Genomic DNA, 20,162 nt, shown 5'->3' on the forward strand with positions numbered 1-20,162 from the left:
GCGTCGCAACAAAGCGATGCACCATCCACCTGTTCGATACGAACAATAACGGAGCTGTATGGCAGGGACAGGCGCTTTCGACGAGATCCGCGGCACACCGGGCGACCCGGCGGGACGACCCGAGTTCGCGGAATTATTGCAATGGATAGAGGATACGCCTTCCAGCGAACTTGACCGAAGACAGAAGGCCGCCGAAGCCGCCTTCCGACAACTTGGCATTACGTTCGCCGTCTATGGCGAAGACGAATCCGCCGAACGCATCATCCCCTTCGACATCGTTCCCCGCATCTTCACTGGCCGCGAATGGGCCAATCTGTCCGAAGGCCTCGTCCAGCGCGTCGAGGCGATCAACGCTTTCCTCGCCGATATCTACGGCCCCCGTCGCATCCTCGCCGACAAGGTCGTTCCGGAAGAGCTCATCCTCTCCAACCCACAATTCCGGCCGATGCTCGCCGGCGCAAAGCCGCCCCACGGCGTGTTCGCACACATCTGCGGCATCGATCTCGTGCGAACCGGCCCGGACGATTTCTGGGTCCTCGAGGACAATGCCCGCACCCCGTCGGGCGTGTCCTATATGCTTGAAAATCGCGAAGCGATGTTGCGCCTGTGTCCCGAGCTGTTCGAACAGTTCAAGGTCGCACCGATCGACTCCTATCCCGATGCCCTGCTGGAGACCCTCCAGTCGGTCTCGCCACGAAATCAGGGTGCTGGTGCCACCTGCGTATTGCTGACCCCGGGCCATTATAATTCCGCCTTCTACGAGCACAGCTTCCTCGCGGATTCGATGGGCATAGAACTGGTCGAGGCCGCCGATCTCGAGGTCGACGACGACAAGGTCTGGATGCGGACGATCGAGGGGCGCGTCCAGGTCGACGTCATCTATCGCCGTATCGACGACGATTACCTGGATCCGCTGGTGTTCCGTCCCGACTCTTTGCTCGGCGTGCCAGGGATCATCGCGGCCTATATGGCGGGCAATGTGGCACTGGTGAACGCGCCGGGGACCGGCATCGCCGACGACAAGGCGATCTACAGCTACATGCCGGAGATCGTCCGCTATTATTCCGGCGGCGACGCCAAGCTGCCGAACGTCGAGACCTATCGCTGTCGCGAAGCCGATGCGCTGCGCTACACGCTCGACAATCTCGACAAGCTGGTGGTCAAGCTCGTCGACGGTTCGGGCGGTTATGGCATGCTCGTCGGCCCGACCGCGACCAAGGCGCAGATCGAGGACTTCCGAGCCGCGCTGATCGCCGAGCCACATCGCTATATCGCGCAGCCGACGCTCGCCCTCTCCACGGTGCCGACGCTGACCGACGCCGGCGTGGCTCCGCGCCACGTCGATTTCCGGCCGTTCGTGCTGTCGGGGGCAAAGGGCGTCACGATCACGCCCGGAGGGCTCACCCGTGTCGCATTGCGCGAAGGTTCTCTGGTAGTGAACTCCAGCCAGGGCGGCGGCACAAAGGACAGTCTCATCCTCACCGGCCCGGAGGTGCGCGCCTGATGCTCTCGCGTACCGCCAACTCGCTCTACTGGATCGGACGCTATGTCGAGCGTGCCGAGTTCACCGCGAAGCTCATCGAGGCCACGATCCGCCTCGACGCCTTATCCGCAAGACCCGCTGGCCAGGGCGCCTGGGACAGCGCGCTGCTCGTCGCCGCCGCTGATCAGGATTTCGCGCTGACCGGTGAAACCCGGACCCCGCTCGCCATCAGCCGCTATCTGACCCTGTCGGCGGATAACGCCAATTCGGTCCGGTCCTGTCTCGATGCCGCGCGCAGCAATGCGAAGTCGGTGCGGACCGCGCTCAGCCGCGACGCGTGGGAAGCGATCAACCGGGCCTGGCTGGGCCTGCGCGGCCGCGCCTCGACCGGTGGAAGCCAGGCGACGCTCAGCCTCGTCGAACAGATCCGCGCCGAAACGCGAGGATTCGAAGGGGCGCTTCACCGAATGCTGCGCAACGAAGCCTATGCCTTCATCGGCCTGGGCGCTGCGATGGAACGCGCCGACAACACCGCGCGGCTGATCGACGTCAAATATCATCTGCTTCTGCCCGAGGGCGAGAAAGTGGGCGGTCCGATCGATCGCGACCAGTGGACGACGATCCTCCATACCGTGTCCGCCGTGACCGCCTATCGCTGGCTTTACAGCGAGGGCCTGAAGCCGTGGCTTGTCGCCGAACTCCTGTGCCTCAGGCGCGAACTGCCCCGCTCGCTCATCGCCTCCTCCGAGGAGGCGATCGGGCACCTCAATGCCATCGGAAAGCGAACCGGTCTTCAGGGCGAGGCCGACCGCCTCGCACGCGTCCGGCATAACGCGCTCGAACGCACGACGATCGATGCGATTTTCAACCAGGGCCTCCACGAGTGGCTGACCGCGTTCATTCGGGAGAATACGCGGATTCACTCGGCGATCGGTCAGCAGTTCCGGTTCTCCTGACATGCGCCTGCTGATCCATCACCAGACCGAATATCGCTTCACCGTCCCGCAGACGCGCGTGGTGCAGATGCTTAGGATGACGCCGACCAGCCATGTCGGGCAGAACATCGTCGATTGGCATATCGACGTGGATTGCGACGCCCGCCTGAAACATTCACGCGACGGCTTCGGCAATGTGGTTTCGATGCTCTATCTCGCGGGACCGATCGAGCGCATCGGCATGCGGGTGTCGGGCGAGGTGCTGACTGAGGACCGCGCGGGCGTGGTGGCGGGGACCGCGGAAACGCTGCCATCGGCGGTCTTCCGTCGGTCCACCGAACTGACCAAGGCCCCCGAGGCGCTGGTCGACCTCGCCGCACGCCACGGCCCGGAGACAGGGGATGAGCTGGCCCGTGCGCACGCTCTGAATACGGCCGTGGCCGGCCTCTTCGATTGCTCCAGACAGCGCAGCACGGTGGTGCGGCCGGTCTCGGAAATCCTCGACGCCCGCAACGGCTGCAGCATGGACCTTGCGCATGTCCTGGTCTCCGTAGCCCGCGAGGCGGGCTTCGCGGCGCGGTTCGTGACCGGCTATATCTATCGCGAGGATCCCGGCTCCGATCATCGCCACGCCCCGCATTTCTGGGCGGAGGTCGACGTGCCGGGCTTTGGCTGGATCGGTTTCGACCCGGCCAACGACATGTGCCCCAATGACCGTTATGTCCGCGTCGCAAAAGGCCTGGACTTTCGTGATGCGGCGCCCATTTCCGGCGCGCGGATCGGCGGGGGCCACGAAGTGATGAATGTCGGTGTCGAGGTAAGCAGGTCGCAGACGCAATATCAGGGCTGATCCCATGGACGCCGGGTCCCGGCATCCCTATTTGCGTTCGGACAACGCAACGAAAGCTGGTCACGCGATGAAATTGCTACGGGGGCTCTGGGCCTTGCTCGTCGGGATCAAGGACGCCCTGGTCCTGATCGCCATGCTGATCTTTTTCGGCACCCTCGCCTTCGCGCTGTCGATGAAACCGAACAGCGCGATGCCCTCGTCCGGCGCTCTCGTGCTCGATCTGTCCGGCAGCCTCGTCGAGCAGCCGTCGGAAACCGATACGCTTGCGCTGCTGTGGGGCGGCAACAGTCTCGTTCGCGAGACAAGGCTGCGCGATGTCGAGCGCGCCCTTGCGGCGGCTTCGCGCTCGTCCAGCGTCAAGGCCGTGGTGCTGGATCTCGACGGCTTCCTCGGCGCCGAACCCGCGACATTGTCGGCGGCGGCGGCCGCGATCGACAAGGTGCGCGCCGGCGGCAAGCCGGTGTTCGCCTATGCTACCGCCTATGCCGACGACGGCTATCGTCTGGCCGCCCATGCGACCGAGATCTGGCTCGACCCGCTCGGTGCGGTCGCGATCGCCGGCCCCGGCGGGTCTCAGCCTTATTACAAGGGCCTGATGGACAAGCTTGGTATCACCGCCAAGATCTATCGCGTCGGCACCTACAAGGCTGCAGTCGAGCCCTTCATGCGCAACGATCAGTCGCCCGAGGCGCGCGAAGCGAGCCAGGCGCTTTACGGCGCGATCTGGGCGGAATGGCAGGCCGACGTGCGCAAGGCTCGGCCGAAAGCCCGCATCGCCGACTATGTCGCCCGCCCGACGGCATTGATCGGAGCCTCCGGTGGCAAGATGTCGCAGGCGGCTGTCGATAACGGTCTGGTCGACAAGCTAGGCGACCGTAACGCCTTCCGGTCCCGCATCGCGGCGATCGCTGGCGACGATGCCGGCAACATGCCGAACGGCTTCAAGACGGTCGATTTCGATCGCTGGGTCGCCGCCAATCCGGAAAAGTCCAGTGGCACCCCGATCGGCGTCCTCACCGTCGCTGGCGAGATCGTCGATGGTTACGCGCCGCCGGGCACTGCCGGCGGCAGCACGATCGCCCAACTTCTGGAGGAAGAGCTCGCCCGCAAGCGCATCAAGGCGCTCGTGCTGCGGATAGACTCTCCCGGTGGCTCGGTGACGGGCGCGGATCGCATCCGCTCGGCCATATTGGAGGCCAAGGCGATGGGGCTTCCGGTCGTTGTCTCGATGGGCGGACTGGCGGCGAGCGGCGGCTACTGGATCTCGACGCCGGCCGATCGCATCATCGCCGACCGGTCGACGATCACAGGATCGATCGGCGTGTTCGGGATCATTCCCACCTTTCAGGGATCGCTCGAAAAGTTGGGCATCGGCGCCGACGGTGTGAAGACGACCCCCTTGTCGGGCGAGCCCGATGTGCTGCGCGGAACGTCGCCCCAGTTCGATGCGATGGTCCAGGGCTCGATCAAGGACATCTACACGCGTTTCGTGGGGCTCGTCGCTCAGTCGCGCAAGATGACGCCCGCGCGGGTCGACCAGATCGCCCAAGGGCGTGTCTGGTCCGGCGTGGCAGCGCGCCAGATCGGACTTGTCGACGAATTCGGCAGCGTCGACGACGCCATCGCTGCCGCAGCCAAACTGGCCAAGGTTGATCCGGCGAGTGCACGGCCGCTCTACATCGAGGAGCCGCTTTCACCGTGGAGGCAGGTGCTGCGCGATTTCGCGGCACCGGAGGACGCTCGCGAGGCGCGGTTGTCCGCCGACCCCTGGTCGGTCATCCTCGGCCGGCCCGAGCGGCAGATGCTGCAAGCGGTTGGCACGGCAAAGGCACTGCTCATGGGGCCGTCGATGCAGCTGCGCTGCCTCGAATGTCAGACCGTCTCCGCGACGCCCCGCGCCAGGGACATAAGCGAGGCGCGCAGCCTGATGGCGTGGCTGCTCCGCTAGGATCACTCGGCCCATGCCATTCAGCCGAAGCGTGCCGTGCAGGCCTTTGCGGTCTCGTGCGGCGGACCAAGACGCGTCATGCGAACAAGGGCTTCCTGCTTGAGCTCCAGCGTGCTCTCATATTTGCTAGCGCCACGCGCCTTCAGGCCATCGCCGATCGCCGCGTCCAGATTGCGGCGCATGGTCATCAGCTCGGACATGGTCGCCTCCGTCGCGGGCGCCTTGCTCGTGACCGACTTGGTCAGGAAGTCGGCGAGCGCATAGCAGCCGATCGCCGCTTCGAAGCGTTGCGTGGGCAGTTCGACCGCTCCGCCCTTGGCCGCGAGTGGAAAGCTCTCGTTGCACGGCTGGACGAGGTCCTGCCACCTGCCTGACGTCACCGAGCCTTCCAGATCGCTCATCCGTGAAACGACGGCCGAGGCCCGCGGGGTGTCGAAGCGATTGCCGTCGGATGCCGCCAGCATTGCATAATGGAGAATGCGTGTCTGGGCCGCGAAGTCCAGGTCGGCCTTGATGTCGCTGTTGCCGGCGCGCGCACCGGCTGCGCTGACGATGGCGCAGGTCGCCGCGCGGTCGATCGGGTCGCTCGGCAGGGCCAGCTTCTTCGGGCCGCACCCCACCAACAGAGCCAATGTCGCCGAAAGGGCGATCGTCGCTTTACGCATCTCTACATCCTTACCGTTACAGGTCCTTAACTACGCCTCAGCGCAGAGGCGGTTCCTGAACCGATCGGAACGGACGAGGCGTCAGTCCCGATAGCCGGGAAGGGAAAGTCCCCGCGCGATCGCCAGCGCGCGCAACGCGAAACCGGCACCTGCGGCAAATGCGGCCGCGAGGAAGAGCGGGACGCCGAGCAGCGTCAGCACGACGAACAGCCCCGCAGCCAAGGCCGCTGCCGTGACATAGAGCTCGGGTCGGAGAAGGATCGACGGTTCGCCTGCAAGAACGTCGCGGACGATCCCGCCCATGCAGGCGGTGACGACCCCCATCGTCGCCGCACCCAGCGGTGGTATCCCATAAGCGAGCGCCTTCCACGATCCGAACACCGCATAGGCAGCAAGCCCGATACCGTCGAACCATTCGAGCGCGCGGACCGGCCAGACCCGCGTCGGTGTCATCCACACGGCGAGCGCGGCGAGCAGGCAGACCGCGAGGGCGCGGTTGTCATGGATCCAGAAGACCGGCGCTCCGATCAGCAGGTCACGTAGCGTGCCGCCGCCGGTGCCGGTCACTGCGGCGAAGAAGGTGAAGGTCACGATCGTCTGCCCGCGCCGGGCAGCCGCAAGCGCACCGCTGACCGCGAAGATGGCAATCCCGAAGATATCGAGCAACGGCAGCGCGGAGCGCACCATCAGGAGATCGGGCATATGCATCTTCCCGCTGTGATGTGCAAAAGGCCGATAGGCAAGGCGAGACAGCAAGCCCGCCGTCTGGACTTGATCGTTTCGGTTGATACTATCGCTGCCGATGACCGATTCCATGGCGATCCCGCGAATCCGGCCGGTGCGGCCCGACGATCTCGATGCGCTGCTTGGCCTTGCCCGCATGGCGGGCCCCGGCTTCACCAATCTCCCGCCCGACCGGGCCACGCTCGAGGCGAAGGTTTATCGCAGCCAGCAACTCCTTGCCGGCGAACGGCTGGGCGGCGCGATCATCCTGGGTCTGGAGATAAAGGGCCGCATCCGCGGCTGCGGCATGGTCTTCCCGCGGCTCGGCGTCGACTGGCCCTTCTACAGCTACCGCATCAGCCACACGACGCAGCGTTCGAGCATCGACGGCAGGATGCTGCGCTTCCCGGTTCTCACCCTGACCAACGACCTGGAAGACTGCGCCGAGGTCGGCGGGCTCATGGTCGATCCCGATCTGCGCAAGGGCGGCTTCGGACGGATGATGGCACGCAGCCGTTATCTTTTCATCGCCACCCATCGCGCCCTGTTCGGCGACCGCGTCGTCGCCGACCTTCGCGGATGGCTGGACGAGGGCCGTTCGCCCTTCTGGGACGCCGTGGGCGGCCGCTTCTATGCCATGACTTTCGCCGAGGCCGACCATATCAACGCCACCACCGGCAACCAGTTCATCGCCGACCTCGGCCCCCGCGCACCGATCTACGTCAACATGCTGTCGAGCGAGGCACAGGCCGTCATCGGCAAGGTCCATGACGACGGCCGGGCCGCCCGCTCCCTGCTGATCGAGGAAGGCTTCCGTGAGGAGGGCTATGTCGACATCTTCGATGCCGGCCCCACGCTGATCGCGGAGATCGACCAGCTGCGGGCCGTCCGCGACCTTCATCATGGCCTGTTCGCGGGCGACAGCATCGCGCATGACGTCCGCGACCATCTGCTGGTCAAGGGTAGCGGACCCGATTTCTGCTGCGTCCCCGCAGCCGTCGAAGCTGCCGGAGGACAGGTCCGCACGGACCCCGGGAGCGCCCGCCTGCTGCACCTCGCCGCACATGATCCGATCGGATATCTGCCCCTATGAAAAGCATCGAAATCAACTTCGACGGTCTGATCGGACCGATCCACAATTATGCCGGGCTGTCGCCGGGCAACATCGCCAGTGCCACAAATGCCGGTGCGGTCTCCCAGCCTCGCGCTGCGGCGCTTCAGGGGCTCGGCAAGATGCGAAAGCTGATGGACCTCGGCCTCGTCCAGGGTTTCTTCCCGCCCCCGCGGCGTCCCGCCATCGCGGCACTCCGTGCGCTGGGCTTTCAGGGCAAGGATGTCGAGATCCTGTCGGCTGCCGCGCGCGAGGACCCTCTCCTCTTCAATAATATCTGCTCGGCCTCGGCCATGTGGGCAGCCAATGCGGCGACCGTCATCGCCTCGGCCGACAGCGCCGACGGACGCGTCCATTTCGTGACGGCCAATCTGGCAACCATGCTTCACCGCAGCTTCGAAGCCGTCGACACCTTCGCGATGCTGCGCCGCATTTTTGCCGACGAGAGCAGTTTCGGGGTTCATCCCGCCCTCCCCGCCACGCAGCATTTCAGCGACGAAGGCGCGGCGAACCATATGCGGCTGACGCCGCAGCACGGCACCCGCGGCCTCAACGTCTTCATTCATGGGGCCCAGCGTGGCAGCCGCTTCCCCGAACGCCAGGCCAGGCGCGCCGGCGAGGCGGTTGCGCGTCTTTCCGGTGCGCCCGCGCTGCACATGCTGCAGTCGCAGCGAGCGATCGAGGCCGGCGCCTTCCACAATGACGTCGTCGCCGTCGCCAATGAATATGTGCTGCTGTGCCACGCTGAAGCCTTCGAAGACCGGGACGGCCTGTTCGCCGCTCTCGCCGAGGCGGTGCCCGGCTTCGTTCCGGTCGAGGTCGACAGCATCACGCTGGACGATGCGATCCGCTCCTATCTGTTCAACTCCCAGCTCGTCACCTTGCCGGATGGCAGCATGGCGTTGATCCTGCCGTCCGAGGCGCGCGAACATGAGCGTGTCTGGACCGCTGTCGAGGCGATCGTCGCCGGAAACAACCCGATCGCGCAGGCGATCGTGGTCGATGTCCGCGAGAGCATGCGCAACGGTGGTGGCCCGGCCTGCCTGCGGCTGCGCGTGCCGGTGACCGAAGCGCAACGCGACGCGATCGACCAGCGCTTCCTGCTCGACGAGCGGCGGTGGGAGGCGCTCTGCACCCTGGTCGATCAGCATTGGCCTGAGCAGATCGCCGTATCGGACCTCTGCCTTCCCGAGCTGTGGGAGAACGTGGGACGCGCCCATGACGCGCTCGACGACCTGCTCACGCGCATTTGAACTTGGCCCCGCAATGACGCACAAGCATGCGATGATAACCTGCCTTTCTTATCCCCCGGCCCCCGCATGCTGATCGTCCGCCCGGCGGCGATTCCCGATCTCGATGCGCTGATGGAGCTTGCGATCCTGTCAGGTCGCGGCTTCACCAGCCTGCCCGAGGACGAGGCGACGCTCCTCAACCGGCTGACCCTGTCCGAGGCCAGCTTTCGCGGCGAGCGCGCGCCGCGCGAAGCCTGGTACACGCTGATGCTCGAGGACAGCGAGACCGGCCGGATCGAGGGGCTGTGCGGCGTCCGGGCGGCCGTCGGTGTGGGCCGCCCGCATTTTTCTTTCCGGGTGATGACGCTCGCGCAATTCTCTTCCGCCATCAACACCCGCTTCGACCATCAGGCGCTCGTGCTGGTCAACGAATGTGCGGGCTGGACCGAAGTTGGTTCGCTCTATCTGCGTCCGGAGAGGCGATCGGGCGGCGCCGGCAGCCTGCTTGCGCGCTCGCGCTACATGCTCATCGGTGCCGATCCGAAGCGCTTCTCCGAAACGGTGATGGCTGAGCTGCGTGGCTATTTCGCGCCGGACGGCACCTGTCCCTTCTGGGAAGGCGTTGCGAGCAAGTTCTTCCGCCTGCCCTTCGACGAAGCCGATCATATGGTGATGTCGACCGACGGGCAGTTCATTCTCGACCTGGCACCACGTCATCCCATCTATGTGGAACTGATAGCGGCCAGCGCCGCCGATGCGATCGGCCGGGTCCACGTAGAGGGCGAAGCGGCGCGGGCTATGCTGGAGCATGAAGGCTTTCGTGGGTCCGGCCTCGTCGACATCTTCGATGGCGGGCCGACCTACTCCGCGCCACGCGACGCGATCCGCACGATCGAGCGGTCTGCGCGCCTTTCCGTCCGGCAGGGCGATGTCGGCGACGCTCCGGAGCTTCTGGTGTCGGTGGACTCGATCACCGGCTTTCGCGCGGTCCGCACGAAAGTGCGGATCGACGGCGATGCGGCGATGCTCGACGATGAGGCAATCGACGCATTGCACGTCGGCGAAGGAGACGTCGTGAGAGTAAGGCAGTGATCCGCTCCTTCGATCCGGCCACGGCCGAGCTCGTGTGGGAAGGCGAAGCGACGCCGCCGGGCGATATTGCACCGATGATCGTGGCCGCGCGCGCGTCGCTGTCGGGCTGGGCAGATCGACCGCTCGACGAGCGGATCGCTGTTCTGCGCCGTTATGCGGAGATTCTCACCGAGCGGACGGATGACCTTGCCCGCGTCATATCGCGCGAAACCGGCAAGCCCCTGTGGGAAAGCCGCGCCGAACTCGGCTCCATGGCCGGCAAGGTCGCGGTATCGATCGCCGCCCAGGCCGAACGCGCCGGATCGCGCGAGGCGGAGACCGGCTTCGGCCGGGCCATACTGCGCCATCGACCGCATGGCGTGATGGCGGTCCTCGGCCCTTATAACTTCCCCGGCCATCTGCCCAACGGCCATATCGTCCCGGCCCTGCTGGCGGGCAATGCGGTGGTGTTCAAGCCATCCGAAGAAGCTCCGCTGACCGGCGCGAACATGGTCGCAGCGCTGCACGATGCCGGTGTGCCGCCCGACATTCTCCATCTTGTCCAGGGCGGGCGGGAGCAAGGTGCCGCGCTGATTTCGGCCGATATCGACGGCCTGCTGTTCACCGGCTCAGCCGAAACCGGCCAGCATTTTCGTCGCGCCATGATCGACCGCCCACATGTCGTGCTGGCGCTCGAACTTGGCGGCAACAATCCTCTGATTGCCTGGGGCGATCCGGACGCGATGGCGGCTGCAATCGTGCAGTCCGCCTTCGTCACGACCGGCCAGCGCTGTTCCTGCGCGCGCCGCCTGATCCTCCCCGAGGGGCATGAGGGCGATTCGACGATCGAAGCTGTCCATACACTGGCGGCACGGCTGCGGATCGGCGCATGGGACGATCCGGCCGAGCCCTATATGGGCCCGCTCATCTCGCCGAACGCCGCCCGCAACGCTCTCGAGGCGGTCGAGCGCCTCAAGGCGCTTGGCGCGCGGACGCTGCTGCCGTTCGAGCGGCTCGACCGCAGCGAAGCCTTCGTCACGCCCGGCATGTACGACGTGACAGGCCTGGACGTCCCCGATCGGGAGATTTTCGCGCCGATCCTGCAAATCGTCCGCGTGCCCGATTTCGATGCAGCAATCGATGCAGCCAATGCCACGAGCTTCGGCCTCTCGGCAGGCCTGCTCAGCGACGATGGCGCGCTGTGGCAGCGTTTCCTGCACCGCTCGCGCGCAGGCGTCGTCAACTGGAACCGTCCGACGACGGGTGCGGCGGCGAACATGCCTTTCGGGGGGCTCGGCGAGTCGGGCAACCATCGGCCAAGCGCATATTATGCGGCGGATTATTGCGCCTACCCGGTCGCGAGTTTCGAGGCCGAGGCGGTGCTCGACCTGACCCCAGAACTTGGGGCTCGGCTGCTATGAGCGACCGGGATGCGATCGTCGAGACGCATCGCGGGGCGCTGGATCTGGCCGCCGACGCTCCGATGCTGGCACAGGTCCGGCAATGGAGCGCCATCAACAGCGGGTCGCGCAACATGGACGGGCTTGCGCGACAGGCCGGTTTGCTCGCGGAAGCTTTTGCGATGCTGCCCGGCGCAATCGACCTCGTCGACGCGGTTCCGGGTGAGAATGTCGACGCAGCAGGGACCATCCGGCCGGTCGCCTATGGCCGCCACCTCCACCTCCGCGTCCGGCCGGAGGCTCCGGTCCAGCTCGTGCTTACCGGCCATATGGATACGGTTTTCGCCGAGGATCACCCCTTTCAGGCACTGACCGACCTGGACGGTGGCGCGATCCTCAACGGTCCTGGCGTCGCCGACATGAAGGGCGGCATCGCCGTCATGCTGGCGGCACTGCGCGGCGTCGAAGCATCACCGCTGCGCGAGCGCATCGGCTATGAGGTGGTGATCAACTCGGACGAGGAGATCGGCTCTCCCGGATCCGCCGCGCTGATCGCGCGCGCGGCGCAGGGCAAGCTTGCAGCGCTCACCTATGAGCCTTCGGCCCTGCCGGACGGTACGCTGGCCGGGGCGCGGCCAGGGAGCGGCAATTTCTCGCTGATCGTCTCCGGCCGTTCTGCCCATGCCGGGCGCAATCCGGAAGACGGACGCAACGCGCTCGTCGCGGCCGCGGACCTCGCTCTCCGCCTGTACCAGGCCCGCCGACCGGGCCTGTCGATCAACCCAGCCAAGATCGACGGTGGCGGACCGAACAACATGGTGCCGGACCGCGCCGTGCTGCGCGTGAACCTCCGCCCGGCCCTGCCCGAAGACCAGCACGCGGCCGAAGCCCTGATCGCCGAGACGATCGCTGCCGTCAAAGCCGCACATGGCGTGACGATCCATCTGCACGGCGGCTTCGGCCGGCCTCCGAAACCGCTCGACGCGCGGGCACAGAAGCTGTTCGCTCTCGTCGAAGACAGCGCGGCGCTCCTCGGCCGGCCGATCGGACACCGGCCGAGCGGCGGGGTCTGCGACGGCAACAACATCGCCGCCTGCGGTGTGCCGGTCGTCGACACCATGGGGGTGCGCGGCGGCGCGATCCACTCGGCGGACGAATATCTGATCGTCGAGAGCCTGCCCGAGCGGGCTATGCTCTCGACCCTCGTCATGCTTCGCCTCGCCGAGGGCAGCGCCCTCTAGAGCCTCAGTCGGCCAGTCCCAGAGCGGCGGCTATGTCGCGCCAAGCGAGCAGCTTGAAGTTCTGCGCCTGCCCGTCATTATGGCCATCCTGGGCAATGAACAAACCGCCCGGATAGCCGGGACCGAAGTCGCCGAGCATCAGGTCTATGCCGTCGGTTTCCTCGACCGATCCGACCGCTCCCTTGGCGATCCGGAAACGGCCGACATAGCTGTCGTCGCTCAACCTATAGGCCGCATAGGCATTGTCGCCCTGGCTCGACACGATGACATATCCGCCTTCGGCACCGATCGGGGCAATGGCGACACCCTCCGCATCGGCGACGATGTTGCGCCCATCGGCGGCCGCAACCTTGACCGGGCTTGTGGCGCCGTCGGCACGGGCGTCAAAGCGCCACAGGCCGACATCCTCCTCGGCGACATAGAGCCGGCCGGTCCGGTCGTCAGCCGCGCATCCCTCGGACTGGGTGCCGAGCTTCAGCGTGCGGACGATGCGCCCGGTCGGCTGTGCCGAGCTGGCGTCGATCGCGACCTGGTTCACCGTCCCGTCCTTGAGGACGATGAAAGCGTGCAGCGTCGCGCCTTCGCGATAGAGGCAGACGCCATAGGCCTCGCCGCTGCCCGCCGGAAGCGTGCCCAGCGGGGTCAGCCTGGCCGTGGCCGTGTCGAGGCGAAACAGCGCCAGCTTCGCCTGCGTGATGTCGTTTCGGTCGCTGGCGACAACCAGAACGCCGGCCCCGCCCGGCATCGCGATGCCGTCGCGCAGGTCGACATTGTTGACGCGGCCCGCATCGACGAAATCGCGACGCTGGCCATCGAGACCATAGACGTAGAGGCCAGCCTTCTTGTCCGTCCCCACGATCAGGCTATCGGCCGGCGAGACCGGGTTGCGCCAGATGGCGGGATCGTCCGCCGCGTCGGCATTCGACGTGCCGACCGGCACGGTCTGTCCGCGTGCCGAGACGGAGACCGCCGGCGATGCCATGGCGATACGCTGTTCGACGGGTATCTCCCGGGCAGCGCATCCCGCGAGAAGCGGGAGCAAGAGGCCTATGCTGAAACCGCGCATCAGAAGCTCGCCGTCACGCCGAACTTGGCCGTCCAGCTATATTCTTCATACTGGAGAAGCCGACGGCGATCGTCGAGATTCTGATAGGCGAAATAAGGCCGGTCGAACACGTTCACCCATTCCGCGAAAACGCGGATGTTGTCGGTGATCCGATATTTGCCGCTCAGATCAAGCTGGAAGTGGTTGGAAACATAGCGATCGGTGGTCGCATCGTCGCCGAGCTCGTCGAGATATTTGTCGCGGAAAGTGCCGGCCGCGCGCAGGCTGAGCGGCCCCTTTTCGTAGCCGAGCACGACGTTGAACGTGTGCTTGGACGAGGCAGGCAGCGGGATGCGACGCAGATCGGTAATGTCACCATCGGTGCCAACGCGGCCCTTGGCATCGGTATAGGTGTAGTTGATCTGGGTCAGCAGCCCGTCGAACGGTGCCGGGAGCGAGGTATAGGCCTGGCTGTAGCTGAACTCGAATCCCTTCACCGTTGCCTTCGGGCCATTGGCAAAGGTGGTCGCCTCGTCGAGGATCAGACCGTTATAGGCGACGTCCTGATTGACGACCTCGACCACATAGTCCTTGATATTCTTGTAGAAAAGGCCGGCCGAAATCGCGGCGTTGCGGCCGAAATAATATTCGACGGCGAGGTCCCCGTTCCAGGCCTTGTAGGGCTTGAGCGCGGGATTGCCGAACTCGCCCTCATTGTCCTCGATGATCCCACGGGGTGCGAGCTGCGACAGCTTCGGGCGAACCAGGCTCTTATAGCCCGCCGCACGGAGCACGAGGTTGCGGACCGGCTCGTAGCGGACGGTGAAGCTCGGCAGCCAGTCGGTATAGGTCCGCTTGAAGGTCTGCGCGTCGACGAACACGCTGTCCTCATCGACCGTGACCCCGCCGAACTCCTCGCCCTCGGCGACCAGAGTGACCTGATTGCCGCCGATGCGATTGCGGGTCCGCTCGACGCGCACGCCACCGATCAACCGCAGCTTCGCGCTGTCCCAGCGGCCGAGCAGATAGCCGGCGGTGATGTCCTCGCGAACGCTGTAGTCGGATTCCGCGGAGGCCTGGATCGTGTCGAGATCGTTGAGCTCGAACCCGCCGATATTATTGTCGAAGAAGCGGCGGAAGCTGCGCTTGGCCGGAACCGGATCGATCGATGCCAGCCCATAATCCTGTTCGCCGAGGAAATCCTCGAGCGTCAGGTCGGTGGTATAGCCGTCATAGATGTCGAACTGCGCATTATAGCTCTTCTTGCGCCAGCGCTGCTTGCCGCCCGCCTGGACGGTGAAGACGCCATTCTCCATCGCGAACTCGCGCGACAGATCGCCCTTGATCGCGAATTCCTCGTCCTTCGAATCGCTCAACGTGGTCCGCTCGACCTTGTCGAACTCATATTCGGACGGGTCGAGGAAGGCCGCCTGACCGGTGGTGACGCTGTAGCCGGTGAACTTCGGACGGCTATAGTCGAAGCTGACGCCGAACTCGCCCGGATCTTCGAACTTGCGCTCAAACACGACCGGATCGATCGAGCCGTTCTCCCGCTCGCTCGATTTGGCCCAACTCGCGGAATAGACCGCCTTCCACACGCCGGTGTCGGTTTCGCCGCCCAGCGAAAGCGTCCGGATCTTCTGCGATTCGAAGCGATCCTTAAGGTCGCGCTGGACACTGATCTCACCATCGTCGGACAGGAAGGTCGCGCCATTGGCGGTGCTGCTGCTCGGCGCCTCGTCCATCTCGAAGGTGAGACGGCGGCGATATTCCTGATCGTCGAACTGGCTGTAGAGGCCGCGCGCGTAGAGCTTGGTGTAATCGCCGACGCGGACGTCGAACGACAGCGAGGCACTTACACGCTTCCGGGTCACGTCATAGTCGCGATATTCGACCGTGTCGGCATAGGCATTGCCGGCATCGTCGATGTCCCAGCCATCCATCTCCACATTGTCGGTCGCGAAGCGCCGGCGATAATAGGACAGACCGCCGGAAATGCCGAAATCCTCGCCGATCCGGGTCGAGAAATCGAAGCTGCCCTTGGGCGACGTCTTATCGGTCAGCTCGTTATAGCTGCCCTCGGCCGAGATCTTGTACAGATCCTTCTTGCGATCGAAGGCGCTGGTCGTCTTGATGTCGATCGAGCCGCCGATCGTGTCGGCGTCCATGTCCGGGGTCAGCGACTTCTTCACCTCGATCGATTCGATGATGTCGCTGGAAATCACGTCGAGCGCGACCGAGCGCACATCCGATTCCGGCGCCGGCAGGCGAACGCCGTTGACGGTCGACGCGTTCAGCTCGGGATCGAGACCACGGATCGAGACGAAGCGGCCTTCGCCCTGATCGTTCAGGATGTTGATGCCCGGCAGGCGGCGCAGCGATTCGGCGACATTCTGGTCCGGGAACTGGCCGATCGCGTCGCGGGTCAGGACGCTTTCGACGCCGTCGGCCGCGCGCTGGCGTGACAGCGTGCTCGCCTGGTTGGCAAGCTGGCCGATCACGATGATCGATCCGGCTTCATCGCCTCCCAGGGCGAGGTTGGCGCGGACGTCGCCGGTCTCGGGCACCACGACACTGCTCGTGACGGTCGCGGCGCCGACATAGCGCGCCTCGATCGTGTAAGTGCCCGCCGGCACGTCGGCGAAGACATAGCTGCCGTCACGCCCTGCCTCGGCGACCCGCTTCAGTTCGACGATGCGCACCTGTGCGCTCTCCAGAGCGCGCGTTCCCGACGCGTCCGAAACCACGCCGACGATGGTGCCGGCCATAGCAGCGCCCGATGCCATCAGCCCGAGCGCGATGGCGGCCCGGCTCGCGCCGAACAGACCCCTGAACATATCTGCCTCCCTCGAAATCCTATGGGAGGCGCCTCTCGGCTCTCAGGGTGACGACAGCATGAAAGATGCGTTGCAGTTCGATGGCACATCCAGCGCGACGCGCAGAAAAGCGTCGCGGCGGATGCAATGAGCGTTACCGCGACGGCGAAGCGCATCCCCAGCGCGAGGGTGCGGCGGCGCATGTCGAAGCATCGCCCAGATAGACATCGCCCTGCTTCATGACGAAGCTCGGCTTCTCGATCGCCCTGATGTCGGCGAGAGGATCGGCATCGACCGCGACGATATCAGCCGAGAAGCCTGGCGCGATCTGCCCGAGGGTCGTCGGCTTGCGAACGAGCGCTGCACCCACCACGGTTGCCGACTGCAGCACCTGCATCGGCGTCATGCCGTAGCGCGCCATGATCGCTGCCTGGCGGGCATTGTCGCCATTGGGATAGACCCCGGCATCCGTGCCGTAGCTGAGCTTGATGCCCATCTTGACCGCCTTGCGGAAATTCTCGCGCTGGATGTCGCCGATGTCGCGATCCTTCTGCAGCGATTCCTCGGGCACGCCATTTTTGCGCCCTTCGGACTGGGTATATTCGGTGTTGTAGATGTCCATCGACAGGACGGTGCCGGCGGCCTTCGCCATCTTGAGGCCCTCATCGTCGATCAGGCTCGCATGCTCGATCGAGTCCGCGCCGGCGCGGATCGCGACCTTGATGCCGTCGGCGCCGTGCGCGTGCACAGCGACGGGACGATCGTGCAGATGCGCTTCGGCGATCAGGGCATTCGCCTCTTCCTGCGTATATTGCTGCGCACCGGGCTTGTCGCCGCGCGAGAAGACACCGCCCGTGCCGCAATATTTGATGTGATCGGCGCCATATTTGATGTTCCGCCGGACGGCTGCGCGCACCGCGTCGGTCCCGTTGGCGACGCCCTCCCCTTCATATTTATATTCGGGAGCCAGATGGTTGTCGTCGCAATGGCCGCCAGTGATGCCCAGCGCAGGGCCCGAGGCGAAGATGTGCGGTCCGGGGATCTCGCCCGCATCGATGCCGTCGCGCAGCGCGACGTCCGAATAGCCGGACGAGCCGACGTCACGAATGGTGGTGAAGCCCGCGAGCAGCGTCTTGCGGGCATTGGCAGCACCTGTCACCGCCTGACGGGGGACCGACAGATGATAGCTTTCATAGGGACCGGTCGTAGGATCGCCCGTCACGTGGGTATGCGTATCGATCAGCCCCGGATAGACGGTCTTGCCCGACAGGTCGATCGTCGCGGCGCCGGCTGGAATCGCCGTCGAGGCCGCCGGTCCGACCGCGGTCACCTTGCCGCCGGAAACGAGAATGACCTGATCGGTCAGGACGACGCCCTTGGCCGTATCGACAAGCCGTCCAGCCTTGATCGCGACCACCCTCGCCTCCTGTGCCATGGCCGGGCCGGCCACCGAAAACAGGATTGCGGCGGCTCCGGCGAACAAGGCGTGACGCATCATCGATCTCCCTGACTGTGTCTTTTGCATCACGGCCTTGTGCGGCGACGAACGGCGTTCCGCAACAGCTAACATCCTTGTTGACACTCTCCCTGCACCGGTTTCTTCTGTGCTCTCCAAAGCTTGCGGGGCAGTGCGTGGGTTCAGGGGCCACAGCGACGACGTCCAGTCTCGAAACGGCGCTGGGTCATGCCCGCAGCATGCTCGCCGACGCGCCTGAAATGGCAGCCGATCAGGCACGCGAAATATTGAAGGTCATTCCGCGTCAACCCGACGCCCTTCTGTTGCTTGCCCAGGCCTGCCAGCGCGCCGGGGATCCCGCAGCCGCCCTCGCCGCGGCTCATAAACTCGTAGCCCTTGTGCCGAACCATGCGCCCGGCTGGCGGATGATTGCCGATCTCCACCGGGCCGCCGGTGATGACGCGGCGGCGCAGGCTGCCACCGCACGCGAACTTGCAGCGGCAGCGACCGATCCGCGCCTCATCGAGGCCGGCCACGCTCTCGTCACCAACGACATTCCCACGGCTGAGGCCCTCCTGCGCCAGACGCTGCGCGAACGCCCCACCGACATCGCCGCGATCCGGATGCTGGCCGAAGTCGCCGGCCGTATCGGACGCTATCGCGATGCCGAGACATTGCTCCGGCGCGCGCTCGAACTCGCACCCGAGTTCGATGCTGCGCGCCATAATCTCGCGCTGATCCTGTTTCGCCAGGCGAGGCCTGCCGACGCGGCGGTCGAAGTCGACCGGCTGCTGGACAAGAATCCTGCCGACCGTGCCGCGCTCAACCTGCGGGCGGCGGTGCTCGCGCAACTGGGCGAGCATGACCGTTCGATCGCGCTGTACGAGCAACTCCTTGCCGAACATGACGGCCATCCCTGGCTCTGGCTGAGCCATGGCCATGGCCTCAAGACCGTCGGGCGCACGCCGGAAGCCATAGCCGCCTATCGCCGCGCCGTCGCCCTGCGGCCGGAAACCGGCGAGGCTTGGTGGAGCCTTGCCAATCTCAAGACTTTCCGCTTCGACGATGCCGACATCGCCGCGATGAAGGCCGCGCTCGCCTCGCCTGCACTGCGTCCCGAAGACCGCGCCCAGCTGGATTTCGCGCTTGGCAAGGCGCATGAGGATCGCGGCGAGGACGGGCCTGCGTTCGACCATTATCTGGCCGGCAACACGCTCCGCCGACGCATGGTCCCCTATCGCGCCGAAGAGACCAGCGAGCAGGTCGACCGGTCCGTCGCCTTCTTCACGCCGGCGTTCTTCGCCGAACGCGCGGGTTGGGGTTGCGATGCGCAGGACCCGATCTTCATCCTCGGCATGCCCCGATCGGGCTCCACCCTTCTTGAGCAGATCCTGGCCAGCCACAGCGCGGTCGAGGGAACGTCGGAGCTGCCCGATATCGGCGCGATCGCGAAACGTCTGAGCGGCCATGCGCGTCGCGGCCAAGTGTCTCTCTATCCCGAGGCGCTTGCGGAGCTGTCGCGGGACGAGGTGCGTGCGCTTGGCGAGGAATATCTAGAGCGCACCCGCGTGCAGCGCCACAGCGACCGTCCGCGCTTCATCGACAAGATGCCCAACAACTGGGCGCATGTCGGGCTCATTCGGCTGATCCTTCCGCGCGCGACGATCATCGATACGCGACGGCACCCGCTCGGCAATTGCTGGTCGGTGTTCAAGCAGAATTTCGCGCGCGGCCAGGCCTATGGATACGACCTCGCCGATCTTGGCCGCTACCATGCCGATTATGTGCGGCTGATGGCCCATTTCGACAGGGTGATCCGCGGCGCCGTGCACCGCGTTTTCTACGAGGACATGGTCGAGGACGCTGCGTCGGAAATCGCACGCTTGCTCGATTTTGCGAGGCTGCCCTTCGAGCCGGCCTGCCTCGAGTTTCACAAGACCCAGCGCGCGATCCGGACGCCCAGTTCGGAACAGGTCCGTCAACCGATCTTCCGCGACGCTGTCGACCAGTGGCAGCGTTTCGTCGACCGGCTTGGACCGCTGGTCGAAGCGCTCGGCAGCCTGCCGGACGACTATGGAAAGAGATAAGCAGAACAAAAAACTGATCGCAGACGAACGAAAGAAAAAGGGGTTTGCAATGCGAGACTTGAACAGGAAACGGCTTCGGGGTTTTGCCGGAGCGTGCGC

15 protein-coding genes are annotated in these 20,162 nt (G+C 65.4%); 10 read left to right on the forward strand and 5 right to left on the reverse strand.

Annotation, left to right across the window (positions count from 1 at the left end):
- The first annotated feature begins 58 nt into the window (after positions 1 to 58).
- The 4 genes from G6P88_RS02420 (at position 59) to sppA (ending at position 5,216) form a co-directional block, all read left to right on the forward strand.
- Positions 59 to 1,504 (forward strand): circularly permuted type 2 ATP-grasp protein, encoded by a 1,446-nt coding sequence (locus tag G6P88_RS02420; protein WP_165321668.1) that lies wholly within the window; start codon positions 59 to 61, stop codon positions 1,502 to 1,504.
- Complete coding sequence (locus G6P88_RS02425) at positions 1,504 to 2,439, forward strand: alpha-E domain-containing protein (RefSeq protein ID WP_165321669.1); 936 nt, start codon at positions 1,504 to 1,506, stop codon at positions 2,437 to 2,439. The genes G6P88_RS02420 and G6P88_RS02425 overlap by 1 nt, the downstream gene beginning before the upstream one ends.
- Position 2,440: 1 nt before the next feature.
- Positions 2,441 to 3,268 (forward strand): transglutaminase family protein, encoded by an 828-nt coding sequence (locus tag G6P88_RS02430; RefSeq protein WP_165321670.1) that lies wholly within the window; start codon positions 2,441 to 2,443, stop codon positions 3,266 to 3,268.
- A 67-nt stretch (positions 3,269 to 3,335) separates the two neighbouring features.
- Positions 3,336 to 5,216 (forward strand): signal peptide peptidase SppA, encoded by a 1,881-nt coding sequence (gene sppA, locus G6P88_RS02435; protein ID WP_165321671.1) that lies wholly within the window; start codon positions 3,336 to 3,338, stop codon positions 5,214 to 5,216.
- Between the two features lie 20 nt (positions 5,217 to 5,236).
- On the opposite strand, the gene G6P88_RS02440 is transcribed toward sppA, so the two are convergent.
- Both G6P88_RS02440 and G6P88_RS02445 read right to left on the reverse strand, forming a co-directional pair.
- Positions 5,237 to 5,881, reverse strand: a complete 645-nt coding sequence (locus G6P88_RS02440) for a hypothetical protein (RefSeq protein WP_165321672.1) — start codon at positions 5,879 to 5,881, stop codon at positions 5,237 to 5,239.
- Between the two features lie 81 nt (positions 5,882 to 5,962).
- On the reverse strand, positions 5,963 to 6,589 hold the full coding sequence (locus G6P88_RS02445; RefSeq protein WP_165321673.1) for a trimeric intracellular cation channel family protein: 627 nt from the start codon (positions 6,587 to 6,589) through the stop codon (positions 5,963 to 5,965).
- A gap of 94 nt (positions 6,590 to 6,683) precedes the next feature.
- Between G6P88_RS02445 and G6P88_RS02450 the strand changes: the two genes are divergently transcribed.
- The 5 genes from G6P88_RS02450 (at position 6,684) to G6P88_RS02470 (ending at position 12,659) form a co-directional block, all read left to right on the forward strand.
- The gene (locus G6P88_RS02450; RefSeq protein ID WP_206335843.1) at positions 6,684 to 7,697 is read left to right on the forward strand and encodes an arginine N-succinyltransferase; all 1,014 of its coding nucleotides are present in this window, start codon (positions 6,684 to 6,686) and stop codon (positions 7,695 to 7,697) included.
- A complete protein-coding gene (locus G6P88_RS02455) occupies positions 7,694 to 8,968 on the forward strand; it encodes an N-succinylarginine dihydrolase (RefSeq protein ID WP_165321674.1) in 1,275 nt (424 codons plus the stop codon). Before G6P88_RS02450 ends, G6P88_RS02455 begins: the two co-directional genes overlap by 4 nt.
- 66 nt (positions 8,969 to 9,034) lie before the next feature.
- A complete protein-coding gene (locus G6P88_RS02460; protein ID WP_165321675.1) occupies positions 9,035 to 10,039 on the forward strand; it encodes an arginine N-succinyltransferase in 1,005 nt (334 codons plus the stop codon).
- Positions 10,036 to 11,439 carry a succinylglutamate-semialdehyde dehydrogenase gene (gene astD / locus G6P88_RS02465; protein ID WP_165321676.1) on the forward strand — a complete coding sequence of 468 codons (1,404 nt, stop codon included), beginning with the start codon at positions 10,036 to 10,038 and terminating at the stop codon, positions 11,437 to 11,439. Before G6P88_RS02460 ends, astD begins: the two co-directional genes overlap by 4 nt.
- Entirely contained in the window at positions 11,436 to 12,659 is a 1,224-nt protein-coding gene (locus G6P88_RS02470) for a hydrolase (RefSeq protein WP_165321677.1), read from the forward strand. Before astD ends, G6P88_RS02470 begins: the two co-directional genes overlap by 4 nt.
- Before the next feature lie 4 nt (positions 12,660 to 12,663).
- Here G6P88_RS02470 and G6P88_RS02475 read toward each other — a convergent pair whose 3' ends face one another.
- The 3 genes from G6P88_RS02475 to G6P88_RS02485 all read right to left on the reverse strand — a co-directional run bounded on the left by G6P88_RS02475 (position 12,664) and on the right by G6P88_RS02485 (position 18,018).
- Positions 12,664 to 13,725, reverse strand: coding sequence for a phytase (locus G6P88_RS02475; RefSeq protein WP_165321678.1), 1,062 nt, complete (start codon positions 13,723 to 13,725; stop codon positions 12,664 to 12,666).
- Complete coding sequence (locus G6P88_RS02480; protein ID WP_165321679.1) at positions 13,725 to 16,541, reverse strand: TonB-dependent receptor; 2,817 nt, start codon at positions 16,539 to 16,541, stop codon at positions 13,725 to 13,727. Before G6P88_RS02480 ends, G6P88_RS02475 begins: the two co-directional genes overlap by 1 nt.
- A 133-nt stretch (positions 16,542 to 16,674) precedes the next feature.
- The gene (locus tag G6P88_RS02485) at positions 16,675 to 18,018 is read right to left on the reverse strand and encodes a Xaa-Pro dipeptidase (RefSeq protein ID WP_226946696.1); all 1,344 of its coding nucleotides are present in this window, start codon (positions 18,016 to 18,018) and stop codon (positions 16,675 to 16,677) included.
- A 134-nt stretch (positions 18,019 to 18,152) separates the two neighbouring features.
- On the opposite strand from G6P88_RS02485, the gene G6P88_RS02490 reads away from it, so the two are divergent.
- Positions 18,153 to 20,063: a tetratricopeptide repeat-containing sulfotransferase family protein gene (locus G6P88_RS02490; RefSeq protein ID WP_345719185.1), complete on the forward strand. Its 1,911-nt coding sequence runs from the start codon at positions 18,153 to 18,155 to the stop codon at positions 20,061 to 20,063.
- Positions 20,064 to 20,162 lie beyond the last annotated feature (99 nt).

Source organism: Rhizorhabdus phycosphaerae (assembly GCF_011044255.1).
Lineage (GTDB): Bacteria > Pseudomonadota > Alphaproteobacteria > Sphingomonadales > Sphingomonadaceae > Rhizorhabdus > Rhizorhabdus phycosphaerae.

Coding starts and splice junctions, on each gene's coding strand:
- G6P88_RS02445 (WP_165321673.1), bottom strand. CDS start 6,589: ATGCATATGCCCGATCTCCTGATGGTGCGCTCCGCGCTGCCGTTGCTC.
- G6P88_RS02455 (WP_165321674.1), top strand. CDS start 7,694: ATGAAAAGCATCGAAATCAACTTCGACGGTCTGATCGGACCGATCCAC.
- G6P88_RS02440 (WP_165321672.1), bottom strand. CDS start 5,881: ATGCGTAAAGCGACGATCGCCCTTTCGGCGACATTGGCTCTGTTGGTG.
- G6P88_RS02485 (WP_226946696.1), bottom strand. CDS start 18,018: ATGATGCGTCACGCCTTGTTCGCCGGAGCCGCCGCAATCCTGTTTTCG.
- G6P88_RS02420 (WP_165321668.1), top strand. CDS start 59: ATGGCAGGGACAGGCGCTTTCGACGAGATCCGCGGCACACCGGGCGAC.
- G6P88_RS02425 (WP_165321669.1), top strand. CDS start 1,504: ATGCTCTCGCGTACCGCCAACTCGCTCTACTGGATCGGACGCTATGTC.
- G6P88_RS02450 (WP_206335843.1), top strand. CDS start 6,684: ATGACCGATTCCATGGCGATCCCGCGAATCCGGCCGGTGCGGCCCGAC.
- G6P88_RS02480 (WP_165321679.1), bottom strand. CDS start 16,541: ATGTTCAGGGGTCTGTTCGGCGCGAGCCGGGCCGCCATCGCGCTCGGG.
- G6P88_RS02470 (WP_165321677.1), top strand. CDS start 11,436: ATGAGCGACCGGGATGCGATCGTCGAGACGCATCGCGGGGCGCTGGAT.
- G6P88_RS02430 (WP_165321670.1), top strand. CDS start 2,441: ATGCGCCTGCTGATCCATCACCAGACCGAATATCGCTTCACCGTCCCG.
- sppA (WP_165321671.1), top strand. CDS start 3,336: ATGAAATTGCTACGGGGGCTCTGGGCCTTGCTCGTCGGGATCAAGGAC.
- G6P88_RS02460 (WP_165321675.1), top strand. CDS start 9,035: ATGCTGATCGTCCGCCCGGCGGCGATTCCCGATCTCGATGCGCTGATG.
- G6P88_RS02475 (WP_165321678.1), bottom strand. CDS start 13,725: ATGCGCGGTTTCAGCATAGGCCTCTTGCTCCCGCTTCTCGCGGGATGC.